The 15,361-nt window shown below is 59.4% G+C and carries 13 protein-coding genes and 1 tRNA gene; 13 read left to right on the top strand and 1 reads right to left on the bottom strand.

Annotation, left to right across the window (positions count from 1 at the left end; genetic code table 11):
• The first annotated feature begins 8 nt into the window (after window positions 1–8).
• Window positions 9–329 carry a hypothetical protein gene (locus AKL29_RS05245; protein WP_050383372.1) on the top strand — a complete coding sequence of 107 codons (321 nt, stop codon included), beginning with the start codon at window positions 9–11 and terminating at the stop codon, window positions 327–329.
• Window positions 330–383: 54 nt separating this feature from the next.
• On the opposite strand, the gene AKL29_RS41635 is transcribed toward AKL29_RS05245, so the two are convergent.
• A tRNA-Arg gene (locus tag AKL29_RS41635) sits at window positions 384–573 on the bottom strand.
• Between the two features lie 6 nt (window positions 574–579).
• Here AKL29_RS41635 and AKL29_RS05240 point away from each other — a divergent pair.
• The 12 genes from AKL29_RS05240 to AKL29_RS05190 all read left to right on the top strand — a co-directional run bounded on the left by AKL29_RS05240 (window position 580) and on the right by AKL29_RS05190 (window position 15,150).
• Window positions 580–1,848, top strand: a complete 1,269-nt coding sequence (locus tag AKL29_RS05240; RefSeq protein ID WP_050383371.1) for a tyrosine-type recombinase/integrase — start codon at window positions 580–582, stop codon at window positions 1,846–1,848.
• Between the two features lie 88 nt (window positions 1,849–1,936).
• Window positions 1,937–2,791: a hypothetical protein gene (locus tag AKL29_RS05235; protein WP_152977444.1), complete on the top strand. Its 855-nt coding sequence runs from the start codon at window positions 1,937–1,939 to the stop codon at window positions 2,789–2,791.
• A 109-nt stretch (window positions 2,792–2,900) separates the two neighbouring features.
• Entirely contained in the window at window positions 2,901–3,149 is a 249-nt protein-coding gene (locus AKL29_RS05230) for a hypothetical protein (RefSeq protein ID WP_050383369.1), read from the top strand.
• Window positions 3,146–3,469 (top strand): hypothetical protein, encoded by a 324-nt coding sequence (locus tag AKL29_RS05225; protein ID WP_050383368.1) that lies wholly within the window; start codon window positions 3,146–3,148, stop codon window positions 3,467–3,469. The genes AKL29_RS05230 and AKL29_RS05225 overlap by 4 nt, the downstream gene beginning before the upstream one ends.
• Complete coding sequence (locus AKL29_RS05220; RefSeq protein ID WP_050383367.1) at window positions 3,462–4,475, top strand: AAA family ATPase; 1,014 nt, start codon at window positions 3,462–3,464, stop codon at window positions 4,473–4,475. Before AKL29_RS05225 ends, AKL29_RS05220 begins: the two co-directional genes overlap by 8 nt.
• 233 nt (window positions 4,476–4,708) lie before the next feature.
• Window positions 4,709–7,504 (top strand): class I SAM-dependent DNA methyltransferase, encoded by a 2,796-nt coding sequence (locus AKL29_RS05215; protein ID WP_050383601.1) that lies wholly within the window; start codon window positions 4,709–4,711, stop codon window positions 7,502–7,504.
• Window positions 7,504–9,564, top strand: a complete 2,061-nt coding sequence (locus AKL29_RS05210) for a DEAD/DEAH box helicase (protein WP_430648856.1) — start codon at window positions 7,504–7,506, stop codon at window positions 9,562–9,564. The genes AKL29_RS05215 and AKL29_RS05210 overlap by 1 nt, the downstream gene beginning before the upstream one ends.
• Window positions 9,554–10,753, top strand: coding sequence for a GIY-YIG nuclease family protein (locus AKL29_RS05205; protein ID WP_050383365.1), 1,200 nt, complete (start codon window positions 9,554–9,556; stop codon window positions 10,751–10,753). Before AKL29_RS05210 ends, AKL29_RS05205 begins: the two co-directional genes overlap by 11 nt.
• Window positions 10,754–10,758: 5 nt before the next feature.
• On the top strand, window positions 10,759–10,986 hold the full coding sequence (locus AKL29_RS41630) for a hypothetical protein (protein ID WP_152977443.1): 228 nt from the start codon (window positions 10,759–10,761) through the stop codon (window positions 10,984–10,986).
• Window positions 10,987–11,094: 108 nt separating this feature from the next.
• Entirely contained in the window at window positions 11,095–13,299 is a 2,205-nt protein-coding gene (locus AKL29_RS05200; RefSeq protein ID WP_050383364.1) for an McrB family protein, read from the top strand.
• Window positions 13,300–13,311: 12 nt separating this feature from the next.
• Window positions 13,312–14,397 (top strand): 5-methylcytosine-specific restriction endonuclease system specificity protein McrC, encoded by a 1,086-nt coding sequence (gene mcrC, locus AKL29_RS05195; RefSeq protein ID WP_050383600.1) that lies wholly within the window; start codon window positions 13,312–13,314, stop codon window positions 14,395–14,397.
• A gap of 69 nt (window positions 14,398–14,466) precedes the next feature.
• On the top strand, window positions 14,467–15,150 hold the full coding sequence (locus AKL29_RS05190) for a hypothetical protein (RefSeq protein ID WP_050383363.1): 684 nt from the start codon (window positions 14,467–14,469) through the stop codon (window positions 15,148–15,150).
• The last annotated feature ends 211 nt before the right edge of the window (window positions 15,151–15,361 follow it).

Below are 15,361 nucleotides of genomic sequence, written 5' to 3'. Positions count from 1 at the left end.
GGAATCCAATGATCCACGCCACTTGTCATACCGCCGACAATGTTCGCTGTATCGAGTTCGATGCCACACCGTGGTTCAGCGAGGCTGACGCTCCGAGCATTATCGATTTGGCCCAACGAGGATGGACCAGCACTGCGATTGCAGATTCCCTCGAGCACAGACAAGGATACGAACGCCTGCACGACCTCGTTGAGTATGCGGCGAAGCGACTGCAACTGGAATCTCTGGAGGACCCAACCTGGGAAACTTTCGAGTGTGTCGTCGATGGACCCGGGGCCGTCGCTTGGCTCGAGAAAAACCGGCCCAACGTTGTTGCAAGAATCCCCTAACCCGCGGGGAGCGCAGCAATGGCTGCAATTGAACGGCGGCAAACGAAGCGGAAATGGCGCACCCGACACGATTCGAACGTGTGACCTTTGCCTTCGGAGGGCAAGGGTTATAGGTTTTCCTTGATTTGCGATTGGTGGGTTGATATTACTTTTTGCAACAAAACCCGTATCTTACAGGCTTTCTTGAGAGACTTCTTGGTTCCCGAGATTTGCCCTGGTTCCCCGCCAACTGCTTACCCTCTGCTTACCCATGCCCAAGATCACCAAGCGCATTGCCGATGCAGCCACCGCTGCAGGCGGCGACCTCTTCATCTGGGATGATGAAATTCCCGGCTTCGGTTTGAGGGTCAAGAAGAGCGGGGTCAAGTCCTTCGTCGTCCAGTATCGAAATGCCAACAACCGAAGCCGGCGCCTCACCTTGGGACGGTATGGGGTGCTGACCGCAGAAGAGGGCCGCAAAGCAGCCAAGCTCGCCCTGGCGGAGGTTGTGAAGGGGGCTGACCCAGCGGAAAGCCGGAAGCTCGCCCGCGGTGCTATGACGATCGAGGAGCTTTGTCAGGAGTACATGGAGAAGGCTGAGCGGGGCCTCATACTGACGCGCCGCGGCGTGACGAAGAGCGTTACGACCGTCTACAGCGATAAGGGGCGGGTCACGCGGCACATCGTTCCCCTCATTGGGAACCGCACCGTCGCGGACTTCACTGCTGCTGATGCCGGTCGTTTCATGCGAGACGTAATGAGCGGGAAATCTGCCGCCGACGTCAAAACGAAAGAGCGCGGACGCGCGATCGTCACTGGTGGGAACGGTACCGCAGCTCGTACGATGGGTCTTCTTGGTGGCATCTTCAGCTACGCGGTCCGTGAGGGATATCGCCCTGACAACCCTGTAAACGGCATCATTCGACCGAAAGATGGAACTCGCGAGTGGCGCTTGGACGATGCCGGTTATCGCAAGCTGGGCAAGTGTCTCGCGATGGCGGAGGCAAACGGCGAGCACTGGCAGCGAATGCAGGCGAGCCGCGCGGCAGCTATGACCGGCTGTCGCCTCGATGAAGTAGAAGGCCTTCTCAAGACCGAAGTCGACACAGTCGGAATGGCCCTCAGGTTAGGCAAGACGAAGACCGGCAAGAGCGTCCGGCCCGTGGGCTCGGCAGTGATCGCAATCCTAAAGAAAGCCATGGCGAAGTCCCAGTCGAAGTACGTCTTTCCTGCGATAACGACCAACAGCAAGCACCATACCGGGTTGACCCGTTGGCTTCAGAAGATATCGGCAGAGGATGTTCCTGGCATTACCTGCCACGGTTTGCGCCATTCATTTAGCTCTACGGCTGAGGATCTCGGTTTCTCGATCCCAACGATCAAGGCCCTAGTTGGCCACTCGCGGTCGAGCGTGACGGAAGGTTATATTCACCTGATTGATACCGCCCTCCTTGCGGCCGCCGATCGTGTCGCCAGACACATCGATGATGCCATGACAGGCAAGAAACAAAGCAAGGTCGGTCAAATTCGCAAGGCCTGATCAATCGGCGCGGCTAGGGTAGCTCCCGAAAAGCTGGTCCGCACCAGCCTGCCGCGTCGTCACTTTGCGGCGGCTCTGCGGAGGGCTCTTGAAGAAGCCAGTAAAGATCGAAAACCCGGCGCCCGGTGCCAAGCCTAAGGGTGCGTCCTATCGTCCAGATTCAGCGAGGTTCGATCCAGGAAGGGTGGCCTTTTGGACCTATCCAATGGTCATAGCTTGGATATCGTGGCGCGACTTGGACGTCGTCCTCACGTTTTGGGATGAGTATCGGAAATACTGCTGGGATCATGTGCCCAGGACCGCGAACGGTGTGACGACCTTAGACATTAAGCACTGGGTGCCCGCGAACATTCGCGTGTTGGGGGCGTTCGCGAGGCGGGCTTCATGGGCGGCGTCCGACAGAGAGGCGGTTGATGGTCCGAAGGTGCCGTCGGTGTCCCTTACAGACGCAATACGGTCTGTTCACGCAGCCGCTAGTGAGGGGAAGATATCGGCGATAGCGCTTGATCTTGAAGGCAACGAAGTCAAGATCGAAGCGTACAGCTGGTCACGTTTGGAGGTCAGGAACTCCGACAAATGGTTCGAACTGCCGATCTACGTCGGCGACAGGCGAAAGTACACCGATGCGCGATTTCCTCGTGATGAAGTCATGGCAGTGTGGCCTGCGCAGAATCCGACCGTTGAAACGCGACCGGTCGCAGAACCTGAAATCATCCTAAGATCTAGCCCGGGCAAGAAGAAGGGGCAGGGCTCTTACGCGGCTCTCGACGAGCCTCTCCTCGACGAGATGGCAGCGCTTCTCAAAAACCTAAGCGTGGCATCTCCAGAAGAGGCTGCGAAGAGGGTGAGCAGCCGAGCCCATGGCGCTGGTACAATCGAGAGCAAGGTCGAGCGTCTGGCTAAACGGTTCCGCAAGAGAACGTCCCAAAATAGTGCGCGATAATTCGATCGGAAACGATCGGAAGCGCTCGGTATCAATCGGGCGACGGCGACATGGGTAGCGAGATAGACCCGCAATCACGGAAATTGATCCGCGACATTGTGAGGTTCTGATGGATACCAAGAGCGAAATTGAAGACGAGCGTCACCTGCGCCGAATGGAGGCAGCAAAGTATATCGTAGAGACCTACAACCTGCCTTGCTCGCCCAAAACGCTGGCAAAGCTGGCGTGCATCAGCTCAGAGGGGCCGCCCTTCAGGCTGGCTGGCCGCTTCCCGCTGTATCCGGTTTCCGGTCTCGACGCTTGGGCTCGGGGCAAGATCGGCCCGTTGGTGCGATCGACGTCGGAGGTGCGGCGATGAGCAGCTACCCGAACATGCCGGGCTACAAGACCCCCGGGGCCAGCCAGGAAGCCGCAATCGCGGTGCGCGGCCGAGCGCGCGTTCTGCGCAAGCAGATCGTCGCCTACCTGAAGTCTCAGTATCCCAAGGGCCGCACCGCGGATGAGATCGCGGAGCACTTCGGGCTCAGCCTGTTGCCAGTCCGGCCCCGTCTGGCCGAGGCGCACTACGCGAGAGAGGTGGAGCAGACGGGAGAGCGTCGCCTCAGCCGAGCGGGTCGACGTGTCAATTGCTGGCGAGCCGTGTTGACTGAAGACGAGAAGGGTAGCCGACATGGATGATCAGGTATTCGATTTCGACGAGCGAGCCGATTTCGACGACCGGGTTGGCGATGACGAAGTCGAAGCGGAGGAGCAAGCTCTCACGCTCGACACGATCTGCGTCAGCAAATTTTCGAAGTTGAAGTTGCCCCCGCGGAGGATGGTGCTCGATCCGATCCTGCCGGAACGAGGTCTGGCCATGCTGTTCGCAGGGCGAGGCATCGGTAAGACCCACGTTGCCCTGGGCATCGCTTATGCCGTGAGCTGCGGTGGCGAGTTCCTGCGCTGGCGAGCGGAAAGGGTGTGCAACGTGCTGTACGTCGATGGAGAGATGCCTCAGGAGGCCCTGCAAGACCGCCTGTTAGCGACGATGAAAGGAGGGCGCCATCCACCGGATGGCGCATTCCGCCTCCTGTGCATGGACCGGCAGCCGCTGGGGACGTCCCTCAATCTGGCTGATCCGAAGCAGCAGGAGGCCATCAATTCGCATCTGGACGGCGTGGAGTTTTTGGTTCTCGACAACTTGTCGACCCTCGTCAACGGCGGGGCGGAGAACGATGCCGAGTCCTGGATCTCGATGCAGGCCTGGCTGCTCCAGTTGCGGCGACGCGGGGTCACCGTCTTGGTCGTGCATCACGCCGGCCGAGGCGGCAATGCGCGGGGCACGTCCAAGCGGGAGGATGTGCTCGACACGGTGATCCAGCTCAAGCACCCCGAAGACTATGATCCCGGTGAAGGGGCACGCTTCGAGGTGCACCTGACCAAGGCGCGAGGGGTGTTCGGCGAGGATGCCCTGGCGTTCGAGGCGAAGCTCGAACTGGACGAAGACGGGGCGGCCCGGTGGGTATGCACCGATCTCAAGAGCGAAGACGCAGAGGATGTGGAGAAGGTGCTGGAGCTGTCGGAAGCGGGTAAGAGCACCCGCGAGATCGGCAAAGAGCTGTCGATGAGCAAGTCCAGGGTTGACCGGCTGTTGAAGAAGGCCAAGCGAGCGAAGAAGGCCAAGCCGGCTGAGCCGAAGGAGTAGCGACCGCTGTCCCGCTGTCCCGCTGCCTTAGGGTGTGGGACAGCGGGACACCTTCAGAATGGTAGTGCAAATTTCCCAAAATTTCCTTGAATTACCGCGGCCGTTGAAGTCTATGAAAGACCTATGTTTTCTCGGGAATCGCTCCAAAAAATATATCTGCTTTTATGGAGTGGGAAAGTCCGGCCGCATTTACATCAGCGGTCCTTTCCGGAATTCGGGTGGGCGGGGGCAAGATGAACGCCGTCGAAATTGAAGAAGCAATATCGACCTTGGCCGAGCAGCCGTTCAGCGGCGTCGAGTTCCCGTTCGCTTTTCTGCAAGCCTTCGGCAATAAGGAAACGACGATCAAGAAGCTCAGAGCGGGCGCGTCGAATAGCTCCGATCTGGGCGGCGTCCTGCAACGGAACCACATTCACATCGCTGTCTCCGTGCCGGGCGCGGTCACGAAGACCCTGGCCGCGCTGAAAGCCAGCCCGGCCACGGCGAAGGCGAAGGCGCGTTTCATCCTCGCGACCGACGGCGCAGACTTCGAAGCGGAGGATTTTGACACCGGCGAAACCGTCGCCTGTGCCTATGCCGATTTCCCCGATCACTTCGGATTCTTCCTGCCGCTCGCGGGCATCACCACCGTCAAGCAGGTCCGCGAAAGCTCGTTCGACATCCGCGCCACCAGCCGCATGAACCGGCTCTATGTCGAGCTTCTGAAAGACAATCCCGATTGGGGCACCGCGGCGCGCCGCCACGACATGAACCATTTCATGGCGCGGCTGATCTTCTGTTTCTTCGCCGAGGACACCGACATTTTCAGCGGCAAAGACCTGTTCACCGACACCATCGCCCGGATGAGCGCCAAGGACTCGTCCGACACCCATAAAGTGATCGGCGAACTGTTCCGCTCCATGAACACTAAGCGGGAGGACCGAGCGAGCGCGGGCATTCCCCGATGGGCTGATGCCTTTCCCTATGTGAATGGCGAACTGTTCTCCGGCAGCGTGAACACGCCGCGATTCAGCAAGATCGCCCGCGCGTATCTTCTGCATATCGGCAGTCTCGACTGGACGAAGATCAATCCGGATATCTTCGGGTCGATGATCCAGGCCGTCGCCGAGGACGAGGAACGCGGCGCGCTCGGCATGCACTACACGTCCGTGCCGAACATCCTGAAGGCCCTCAATCCGCTGTTTCTCGACGATCTGCGCGCCCGGCTTACGGAAGCGGACTGCAATCCCCGCAAGCTGCTGAACCTCCGCAATCGCATGGCGAAAATCAGGGTCTTCGATCCGGCCTGCGGTTCGGGCAACTTCCTTGTCATCGCCTACAAGGCCATGCGGGAGATTGAGGCCGAGATCAACAGGCAGCGCGGCGAGGCCGACCGGCGCACGGATATTCCGCTTACCAATTTTCGAGGCATCGAGCTGCGCGACTTCCCAGCCGAGGTCGCGCGGCTGGCGCTTATCATCGCCGAGTTTCAGTGCGACGTGCTCTATCGGGGCCAGAAGGAAGCCTTGCAGGACTTCTTGCCGCTCGACGCGCAGAACTGGATCAGCTGCGGCAATGCGCTACGACTTGACTGGCTCAGCATCTGCCCGCCGACGGGCGCGAGCGTGAAGCTTCACGGAGACGACCTTTTCAGCACGCCGCTCGATCAGGCGCAGATCGACTTCGAGAACGAGGGCGGAGAAACTTATATATGCGGCAATCCGCCATATCTCGGCAGCAAATGGCAGACGGATGAACATAAGTCCGACCTCAAGGCGATCTTTGACGGTCGGACGAACAGCTGGAAGTCGCTTGACTACGTGGCAGGCTGGATAATGAAGGCAGCAGACTATGGCATGCAGACGAGCGCCGTCGCAGCGTTGGTGGCAACAAACTCAATATGTCAGGGGGTTCAAGTTCCAATTCTGTGGCCGCTGATCTTCAGCACAGGCCACAAAATTCATTTCGCTCATACATCATTCAGATGGTCGAACCTTGCGAGCAACAATGCGGGCGTGACCGTAATCATCGTTGGTATCTCTAACCATCATCAAGGAGCAGCTCGTCTATGTTCGGTTGATGACGGCGGCAGAGTGGTGGTGCAGGAGGCGAGCAACATCAATGCCTACCTTGTTGCTGGGCGAGATATCGATATTCAGCCTTCAAAAAAGTCGATATCCGGGACAGCCTACATGGATTTAGGGAACATGCCGAAAGACGGAGGAAATCTTCTGCTCTCCTTCGATGAGGCAGTGGCTGCGGCTAAGGCAGAGCCAGCAATCTCGCGCTTCGTTTATGACTTCGTTGGATCGCAGGAGTACGTAAAAGGAATTGTCCGACGTTGCCTGTGGATCGAAGATTCTGAGGTCAATGCCGCGCTACAATCGAGTTTTGTTGCCGCTCGCTTCGAGGGTGTTCGGGAAATGAGGCTGGCCAGCGATGCCGAATCAACACGGGCATTCGCCGACCGCCCGCATCGTTTCAAGCAGATTCAAGGTCGAGGTCACGAGTCATCCATCGTCGTTCCGAAGGTCACGTCTGAAAGCCGCCCCTATCTACCGGTTGGCCTGCTGTCAGAGCATTCCATCGTGTCCGACAATGCCTTTGCTCTCTACGACGCGCCGCTCTGGAACATGGCGCTGATCGCATCCCGTTTGCATCTTGTTTGGATTGCCACGGTGTGTGGAAAGATGAAAACGGACTTCCGCTATTCCAACACGCTTGGCTGGAACACATTTCCGGTCCCCTCACTCACCGACAAGAACAAGGCCGACCTCACGCGCTGCGCTGAGGGCATCCTGCTGGTGCGCGAGGCTCATTTCCCAGCGACTATCGCCGACCTCTATGACCCGGAGAAGATGCCGGCCGATCTGCGCGCGGCGCATGAGCGCAACGACGAAGTGCTTGAGCGTATCTACATCGGACGCCGCTTCCGCAACGACACTGAGCGGCTGGAAAAGCTGTTTGATCTCTACACCAAGATGATCGCGTCGTCCGGTGCTGGAAAGAGCACAGCGACGAAGAAGAAAAAGGCGGGGGCAAGCGCGTGATCGACGACAAGAAAGTCATCCCTTCCGTTTCGGTTTCTTATGCCCGCAACGGTTCATCGACCAAGGCCAACGCGCTTGGCATGCGGCCGATGCAGGAGCGCGCATATGAACGGCGTGGCGAGCAGTACCTTCTCATCAAGTCGCCGCCCGCCTCCGGCAAGAGCCGGGCGCTCATGTTCATTGCGCTCGACAAGCTCGCCAATCAGGGTCTCAAGCAGGCCATTATCGTCGTGCCGGAAAAATCCATCGGCGCCAGCTTCCATGATGAGCCGTTGACCAAATACGGCTTTTCGGCCGATTGGATCGTTGTACCCAAATGGAACCTCTGCGACGCGCCCGGCTCGGACAACGGTGGCAAGGTCAATTCTCTCGGTGCGTTCCTCGACAGCGATGACAAGGTTCTAGTCTGCACCCACGCGACCTTCCGCTTCGCCGTGGACAAGTTCGGGGTCGAGAAGTTCGATAAGCGGCTGATCGCGGTGGATGAGTTTCATCACGTTTCAGCCGACCCCGAGAGCAAGCTAGGCCAGCATCTCGGGGCGTTCATCGCTCGCGACGAGGTGCATATCGTCGCCATGACGGGCTCATATTTCCGGGGCGATGCCGTCCCGGTGATGGCCCCGCACGACGAGGCGAAGTTCGATCCTGTTACCTATACCTACTACGAACAACTCAATGGCTACGAATATCTCAAGCAACTCGACATCGGCTATTTCTTCTATTCCGGTTCCTACGCCGACGACATACTGAGCGTCCTTGAGCCAAATGAGAAAACCATCATCCACATCCCAAGCGTCAATTCGCGCGAAAGCACGAAAGATAAGATCAGGGAGGTGGAACACATCATCGAGGCGTTGGGCGAGTGGCAAGGCGTCGCCCCCGCGACCGGCTTCCAGCTAGTCAAGCGGCCGGACGGAAAGGTGCTGCGCATCGCCGATCTGGTCGATGACGACCCCGCGAAGCGCGACAAAGTTTCAGCGGCACTGAAAGACCCCGCGCAGAAGAACAACCGCGACCATGTGGACATCATCATTGCGCTCGGCATGGCCAAGGAGGGGTTCGACTGGATTTGGTGTGAGCACGCGCTTACCGTCGGCTATCGATCCAGCCTCACCGAGATCGTGCAGATCATCGGCCGCGCGACCCGTGACGCGCCGGGCAAAACCCGCGCCCGTTTCACTAATCTGATCGCCGAGCCGGACGCTTCCGAGGAGGCGGTCACCGAGGCCGTCAACGACACGCTGAAAGCCATAGCCGCGAGCCTATTGATGGAACAGGTGCTCGCGCCGCGCTTCAACTTCACGCCAAAGAATCCGCAGAGCGGCCCGGTTGACGGCTTTGACTACGGTGAAGGTGGCTACGATCCGAGCAAAGGTAATGTTGGCTTCAATGAGCAGAGCGGGCAGTTCCACATCGAGATCAAGGGCCTTGCCGAACCCAAGAGCAAGGAAGCCGCACGCATCTGCACCGAGGATCTGAATGAAGTTATCGCCGCCTTCGTTCAGGACAAAACTACCATCGAGCGCGGACTGTTCGACGAGGAGCTGATCCCCGAGGAACTGACCCAGGTGCGGATGGGGAAGATTATCAAGGACAAGTATCCCGAACTTGACGAGGAAGATCAGGAAGCTGTGCGTCAGCACGCCATTGCCGCCCTTAACGTAACGCAGCAGGCCAAAAAAATCGCGCTTGGCGGCGAAAACGATACTGAGCCAAAGGCCAATACGGCCCTGATCGACGGCGTGCGCAAATTTGCCCTTAGTGTAACCGAACTTGATATCGATCTTATCGACCGCATCAACCCGTTCGGCCAAGCCTACGCCATCCTCGCCAAGACCATGAACGAGGAGGCTCTAAAGCAGGTCGAGGCGGCGATTGGAGCCAAGCGCACGAGTCTGACGCCAGAGGAGGCCAAAGAGCTTGCCGTCCGCGCGTCGAGGTTCAAGAAGGAGCGAGGCAGGTTGCCCTCCATCGACGCCCAGGACCCCTGGGAAAAACGCATGGCCGAGGGCGCCGTCGCGTTCATGCGCTTCAAGAAAGAGGGCCGCTATGACGGATGACCTCGATCTCGATGAATTGGCGGCTGACCTCGCCGATTTCGCCCCGCAGGACAAGAAAGGCGGCCGTAGCGCACGCGAGGAACGCATCATCGCGGGCTTCGAAGAAATCCAGCGTTTCGCCGAAGCCCACGGCCGCGCACCAGCGCATGACGAGAGCAACGACATATTCGAGCGGCTTTATGCCGTGCGCCTCGATCGGCTACGTGGGCTAGAAGAATGCCGTTCGCTTCTCACCCCGCTCGACAAGCAGGGTCTCTTGGCTGTCGTGGTGGCAAATGACATCGAGCCGGTCGAATTGATAGATAACGATGAATTACTAGCCGAACTGGAAGGCATGGGTGGTGCGCCCGACATTACAGAGCTTCGCCATGTGCGCACCGCCGCCGACAAGCGTGCGGCTGAGGAAATCGCCAACCGCACGCCTTGCGAGGACTTTAATAACTTCAAGCCATTGTTTGTTCAGGTGAGGAAAGACCTCGATGTCGGCATACGCCAGACGCGGCGGTTCCAGACGATGGCAGAGATCAAGGAGGGCGAGTTTTTCATCGTCGGTGGCCAGATCGCCTATGTCGCGGGAGCCGGCAAGGAATTTGTGACCGAGTACGACCGTCGCGATAGCCGGTTGCGCGTGATCTACGACAACGGCACCGAGAGCGACGTCCTATTGCGCTCGTTGCAACGTGCCCTCCACCGCGATGAGGCGGGCCGGCGCATCACCGACCCCACGGCGGGGCCGCTGTTTTCCGGCGAGAGCGAAGACGGCGACTTGGCCAGCGGCACGATCTATGTACTGCGTAGCAAGTCTGACCACCCGACAGTCGCGTCCCACCGCGATGTGCTGCACAAGATCGGGGTCACCGGCGGCACGGTTGAGGCACGCATCGGAGACGCGAAGAACGATGCGACCTTCCTTTTGGCCGACGTGGAGGTCGTCGCCACCTACAAGCTGTCCAATATCAATCGGACGAAGCTAGAAAACCTCATCCACCGCATCTTTGATCCTGCGCGGCTCGATATCGAGATCAAGGATCGCTTCGGTCATCCGGTGGTTCCTCGCGAATGGTTTCTCGTGCCTCTCTTCGTCATCAACGAAGCTGTTGACCGGATCAGAGATGGTACCATCACCGATTACCTGTACGATCCGAGAACAGCAGCGCTAGTGCGGTCAGACAAGACCCAGGGGGGCTGACCACCATGAACGAGATCAACCACGAAAAGCGTAACCGGCTCATCAAGGCGCGCACACCAAATAAAGATAGAGAAGGAGGTGTGGCCGGTGCAGCCGTCCCGGGCGAGCGGGAGAGGGATTTAGCCAGGCTGGCGAAGATCAAGAACCGCCGCCACCCGACGAAGCGCTCGACGCCTCCCGGTAAGCGAGCGGCGGCTCGTCGCAAGCTGCTCAAGAAGAGACGAAAGAGTTAGCGTAGCATCTGCGATCAATGTCGTGGAATGTGACCGTAGCAAGCGCCGGAAGAAGTCGCGCAGTCGAACGCGATCTGAGACGAAATCAAAGCTTGGAAGGCTGAGGGGATGGTTGATTCATTCGATGATAAGGCATTGACTGAAGCGTTCAACGGGCCGTTCCGCGCTTACTTGAACGAGCCATGGGCAGTGGAGTGGCGGCAGAGATACGCCGCGCATGTCGAGCTGGTGAAGAGTGCGGACGAGGCGCAATGGCTCGATCCCGCATTCCAGCGCAGGCTCTGGGACGAGAATCCGATCTCCAACATCGGGCCGGGCACTTCGGTCACGGTGGAAGGTGCATATTCCGACGTTGCGATCTCGCGTGAGCTTCTTCAGTTCCGAGACGCGCCGATCGGCAGCGATCTCGCCGAGCGCGGGAAGAGGCTACAGGACATGTTCGACCATGTTCTGGCCAGGGTTCATCCGGCTCACGCCAAGCGCCGGCCTAAGGCGCGCCTGGTCCGTCTGATGGCCGCGATGTTCCCGCGCGACATGACCTGTCTGATGGATGCCAACAGGGTATGGGCCACGCAACGCCTGATCGGTGCGCCGCGACTGATCGGCGACTTCATCGCCCAGCACCCGGCGCTTCGGCAGCGGATCCGCGATTCGGTGGGGAACGCACCTGACATCGCCAGCGAGGTCGACCAGTCGATCTTCGCGTGGTTTCTCTGGAATAAATATTTAAATCGTCCCGACGAAGGCGCGGTGACGGTGGAGGCGGCGCAGCCGGAGGCGAGCGACATACCGCCCTTGTCGCTTTTGCCTGTAACCGCTCAACGGCGAAGCCTATCCTGCATGAAGGGTGCGGTCGGCGTGTTCGTGGCGGTCGTCCGCGAAGCGGAGAACGGGATTGCACGGGACGACCTCGCAAGCGTGATCCTATCGGAAGCGCCGCAGCTCAACACGAACAGTGCCGCCAATGTGATCTCGCAGGCCACGGGTGGACTAGGACTTATTCATCTCGTCGACGGGGCGTACCGGCCGACGCAGCGCGGCCTTGAACTGCTGACCGCGAACGAGCCAGCGGAAGTGCTGCGTGCGCCGCTGGTCGGTCGTGTTTTCGGGATGGGGCATCTATTGCTTCAGTTGTCGCGGCGCCCCGACGGGATGGGGACGACTGATGCGGCCAAATGGCTGCAATCGCTGGTGCCGACCTGGACCACGACAATGCCGGGGTCGCACATCATCGCGTGGGCCAGAGTCACCGGTCTCGTGAGAGCCGAAACTGTTCAGGGCATCAACCGTCTGTATCTGACTGACGACGGTCAGGAATATGTATCCGCACTGCCGCGGGATTTCGAGGAGCGCTGGCGGATCAACGCCGCGGCTGAGGCGCTGGACGACGCAGCTCCCGAGATGATCGCGGAAGAAGCCAGCTCGGGAGCGTCCTATACGGTTGAGGCTATCATCGATGAAGGCTGCTTCCTTGAGCGCGCGACGCTCGACCAAGCGATCGACTTGCTGAAGACGAAGAAGAACCTAGTTCTGCAGGGGCCTCCGGGAACAGGCAAAACCTGGCTCGCCAAGCGCCTGGGATACGCGCTGATCGGCGAGAAAGACCCTTCGCGACTGATGGCTGTGCAGTTCCAGCCCTCACTATCCTACGAGGATTTCGTCCGCGGCTACCGACCGAACGGAACCACCGGCCTGCAACTGGTCGATGGCGCCTTCCTGGAAGCGGTTGCAGCGGCGAAGGCAGAACCCACGAGGCCATACGTTCTGGTGATCGAGGAGATCAATCGAGGTAACCCGGCGCAGATCTTCGGCGAGCTGCTCACGCTGCTAGAGGCGGACAAGCGCAGCGAGAGCGAGGCACTCCGGCTGGCCTATCCGATGTCTCAGACTGAGCGGGTCCATGTACCGCCGAATCTTTATGTCATCGGGACGATGAACCTTGCCGACCGTTCGCTGGCGCTCGTCGACCTCGCTTTGCGGCGCCGCTTCGCATTCGTGAACCTCAATCCCAATTTTGGAACTGCCTGGCAGCAATACTGCAAGGCGCGGGGTGCTCCGGATGAACTGCTGCAGGCCCTAAGGCAGTCTATCGTCGCGTTGAACGAGACCATTGCGGCGGACCAGTCGCTCGGTGCTCAGTTCAGTGTCGGTCACAGCTTTCTCACGCCGGCTGAGAGCATGGATGCCGCGCGATGGAAGACATGGATCGGCAATGTGATCCTGACCGAGATCAGACCGTTGCTGCTGGAGTATTGGTACGATGCGAGGGACAAGGCGGAAGATCATACCAAGACTCTGCAGGCCTGCCTGTAGGGACGGGTGCAGATGTCCGATCAGGCCTGGCGCAGCCAAAAAGGCATTCCGATTCGGAACCTCTGGCTGTTGCTTGTCTATGCGTCCGGTCTCGCCGAGTTCGAGAGCCAGTGCGGAATAGGCACGGACGATGATATTGAGCTGGCCGACATTCTGGGTCGCCTGCTGGTGACGCTGGTCAAACGGCGACTGAGGACCAATCTGTCGCGGGGCTATCAGCGCAGGGAAGCAATCATTCCGCGGGTCAGAGGGCGGGTGGATTGGTTGCGGACGCTCTCCCGCCAACATCTGCAGCGCGGGCGGCTCGCCTGCCGGTTTGAGGAGTTGTCGTTCGACACTCCGCGAAACCGGCTGGTGCGCTGCGCGCTGATTGCGATCGCCGGACGGATTCAGGATCGTGCCGTCGCCGCCGATTGCCGCCGACTCGGTGACGACCTCGGACGGCTGGGCATTGCGGCGTCCCGACCAACCCGACAGGAGATGTCCGCAGACACGATCGGAAGCCATCAATCCGAAGATCGCTTCATGGTCAGCGCGGCCAGGCTCGTGTTCGAGATGCTGCTGCCGAACGAAGCGTCCGGTGACATGAAACTGTCGCGGCTCAGGCGGGACGAGATCACCCTGCGAAAGATCTTCGAGAAGGCGGTCACGGGGTTCTATCGGCATCATTTGAGTGCCGCCGATGGCTGGTCCGTGCGTGAGCAGAATTATCAGAGCTGGCAACTGGAGCCGGGCCGGTCCGGCGACGTAGCCCTGCTGCCGGGAATGAAGCCGGACATCATCCTGGACAGAGGGCAGGACCGCAGGATCGTCATCGATACCAAGTTCACCAGCATTCTCGCGAAAGGCATTGCCGACAAGGACAAACTCAAGAGCGCCAACATCTATCAGATCTACGCTTATCTTCTCTCTCAACGGGGCCGCGGACCCCTATGCGACAGGGCGGAAGGCGTGCTTCTCTATCCCGCGCTCGACCATGATGTGGATGAGACATTCACTATCCAAGGCCATGATATCCGGTTCGTCACAGTCGATTTGGCTCTCAAGCCTTCCGACATCCTTGATCGGCTCCACTCGATCGCTCGGGCTAGAGACTGAGGGGCGCCTTCGGAAGAATGTCCGCTGACAGGATGCCCGTCCTGCGTGTAGTGTTGAGTTGGGGGCAACATGGCAACGGACGAAGAAAAAGAGCACGTCTTCCAGGCAATCGAGCAGGCCGTCGACGCCATCGTTTCGGAGGTCGTGGAGGGACATTATGAGGCGCTCACTCAGGAGCCGCAGCTCACCTCGAAGATCGCGGGTGCGATCGAGCACACGATCAAGAAGATGGATGTCGGAGACCTGAACGTCCAAGTAGAGGTGCGGGACTTCCCGGCTCAGGGCCGCGGAGCGCTCGAAGGGAAGGTGGGTGCCGACGTGTATATTTCGGTGGCTGTTATCCCGGAAGATCGGAAGGACGTAAGCAAGGGGATGCTCGCCCAGGCGAAGTGGGACCACTCTGCAAAGGACCCAAAGCTGCCGGAGCAGATCGGCAAGATGATGGAGCGCTCCGAGTCCTCCTCGTACGTGTGGGTTTACGGTCCGAACGGCGTCACCTGCTATCCTGCTGGCGACTATCTCAATCCGCACTCGGAAGGAGGCGGCCAGTCGGTAGGTTCACTGATTGCCAATGGCTTGCGATGCGAAGAGGGCGACCGGCGAATTGGGCGGGACCTCACCAAGCCGCTGATCACGTCGCTGAATGAGGTCATGGAGGAGCTTGGTGTGCAGACGGCGGTTTCCTTCACCGTACGGGAGGGCAGCCGTAGGCTGCGCCCTTATCGAAGGCGACGTAGGAAGCGGTTGGAATAAGTTCGCCGTCTCAGGTGCGAGCGCTTGGCAATTCGCTTTTTGCTGCTCGCAGAGAACGGTAGTGGGGCCCCAAACTGGGTGGGGTACTTCGCCATAAAAATTTCGAATGCGATTGAGAGGGGCGGACACCGCGAGAAGAGACGGTGCTTACCTATTGCTTACCCAGCGGGTTCGCAGTCAAACCGATATTTGCAAAAACCCCTAGAAATAC

The sequence above is a fragment of the Bradyrhizobium pachyrhizi genome, assembly GCF_001189245.1.
Classification (GTDB): Bacteria; Pseudomonadota; Alphaproteobacteria; order Rhizobiales; family Xanthobacteraceae; genus Bradyrhizobium; species Bradyrhizobium pachyrhizi.
Note: the sequence above shows the minus strand (reverse complement) of the source record. Positions and strands in the feature narration are given on the sequence as shown.

What these genes read in the sequence shown, in the direction of transcription:
- AKL29_RS05245 (WP_050383372.1), top strand. Translation starts at nt 9, where the DNA reads ATGATCCACGCCACTTGTCATACCGCCGACAATGTTCGCTGTATCGAG.
- AKL29_RS05240 (WP_050383371.1), top strand. Translation starts at nt 580, where the DNA reads ATGCCCAAGATCACCAAGCGCATTGCCGATGCAGCCACCGCTGCAGGC.
- AKL29_RS05230 (WP_050383369.1), top strand. Translation starts at nt 2,901, where the DNA reads ATGGATACCAAGAGCGAAATTGAAGACGAGCGTCACCTGCGCCGAATG.
- AKL29_RS05225 (WP_050383368.1), top strand. Translation starts at nt 3,146, where the DNA reads ATGAGCAGCTACCCGAACATGCCGGGCTACAAGACCCCCGGGGCCAGC.
- AKL29_RS05220 (WP_050383367.1), top strand. Translation starts at nt 3,462, where the DNA reads ATGGATGATCAGGTATTCGATTTCGACGAGCGAGCCGATTTCGACGAC.
- AKL29_RS05215 (WP_050383601.1), top strand. Translation starts at nt 4,709, where the DNA reads ATGAACGCCGTCGAAATTGAAGAAGCAATATCGACCTTGGCCGAGCAG.
- AKL29_RS05205 (WP_050383365.1), top strand. Translation starts at nt 9,554, where the DNA reads ATGACGGATGACCTCGATCTCGATGAATTGGCGGCTGACCTCGCCGAT.
- AKL29_RS41630 (WP_152977443.1), top strand. Translation starts at nt 10,759, where the DNA reads ATGAACGAGATCAACCACGAAAAGCGTAACCGGCTCATCAAGGCGCGC.
- AKL29_RS05200 (WP_050383364.1), top strand. Translation starts at nt 11,095, where the DNA reads ATGGTTGATTCATTCGATGATAAGGCATTGACTGAAGCGTTCAACGGG.
- mcrC (WP_050383600.1), top strand. Translation starts at nt 13,312, where the DNA reads ATGTCCGATCAGGCCTGGCGCAGCCAAAAAGGCATTCCGATTCGGAAC.
- AKL29_RS05190 (WP_050383363.1), top strand. Translation starts at nt 14,467, where the DNA reads ATGGCAACGGACGAAGAAAAAGAGCACGTCTTCCAGGCAATCGAGCAG.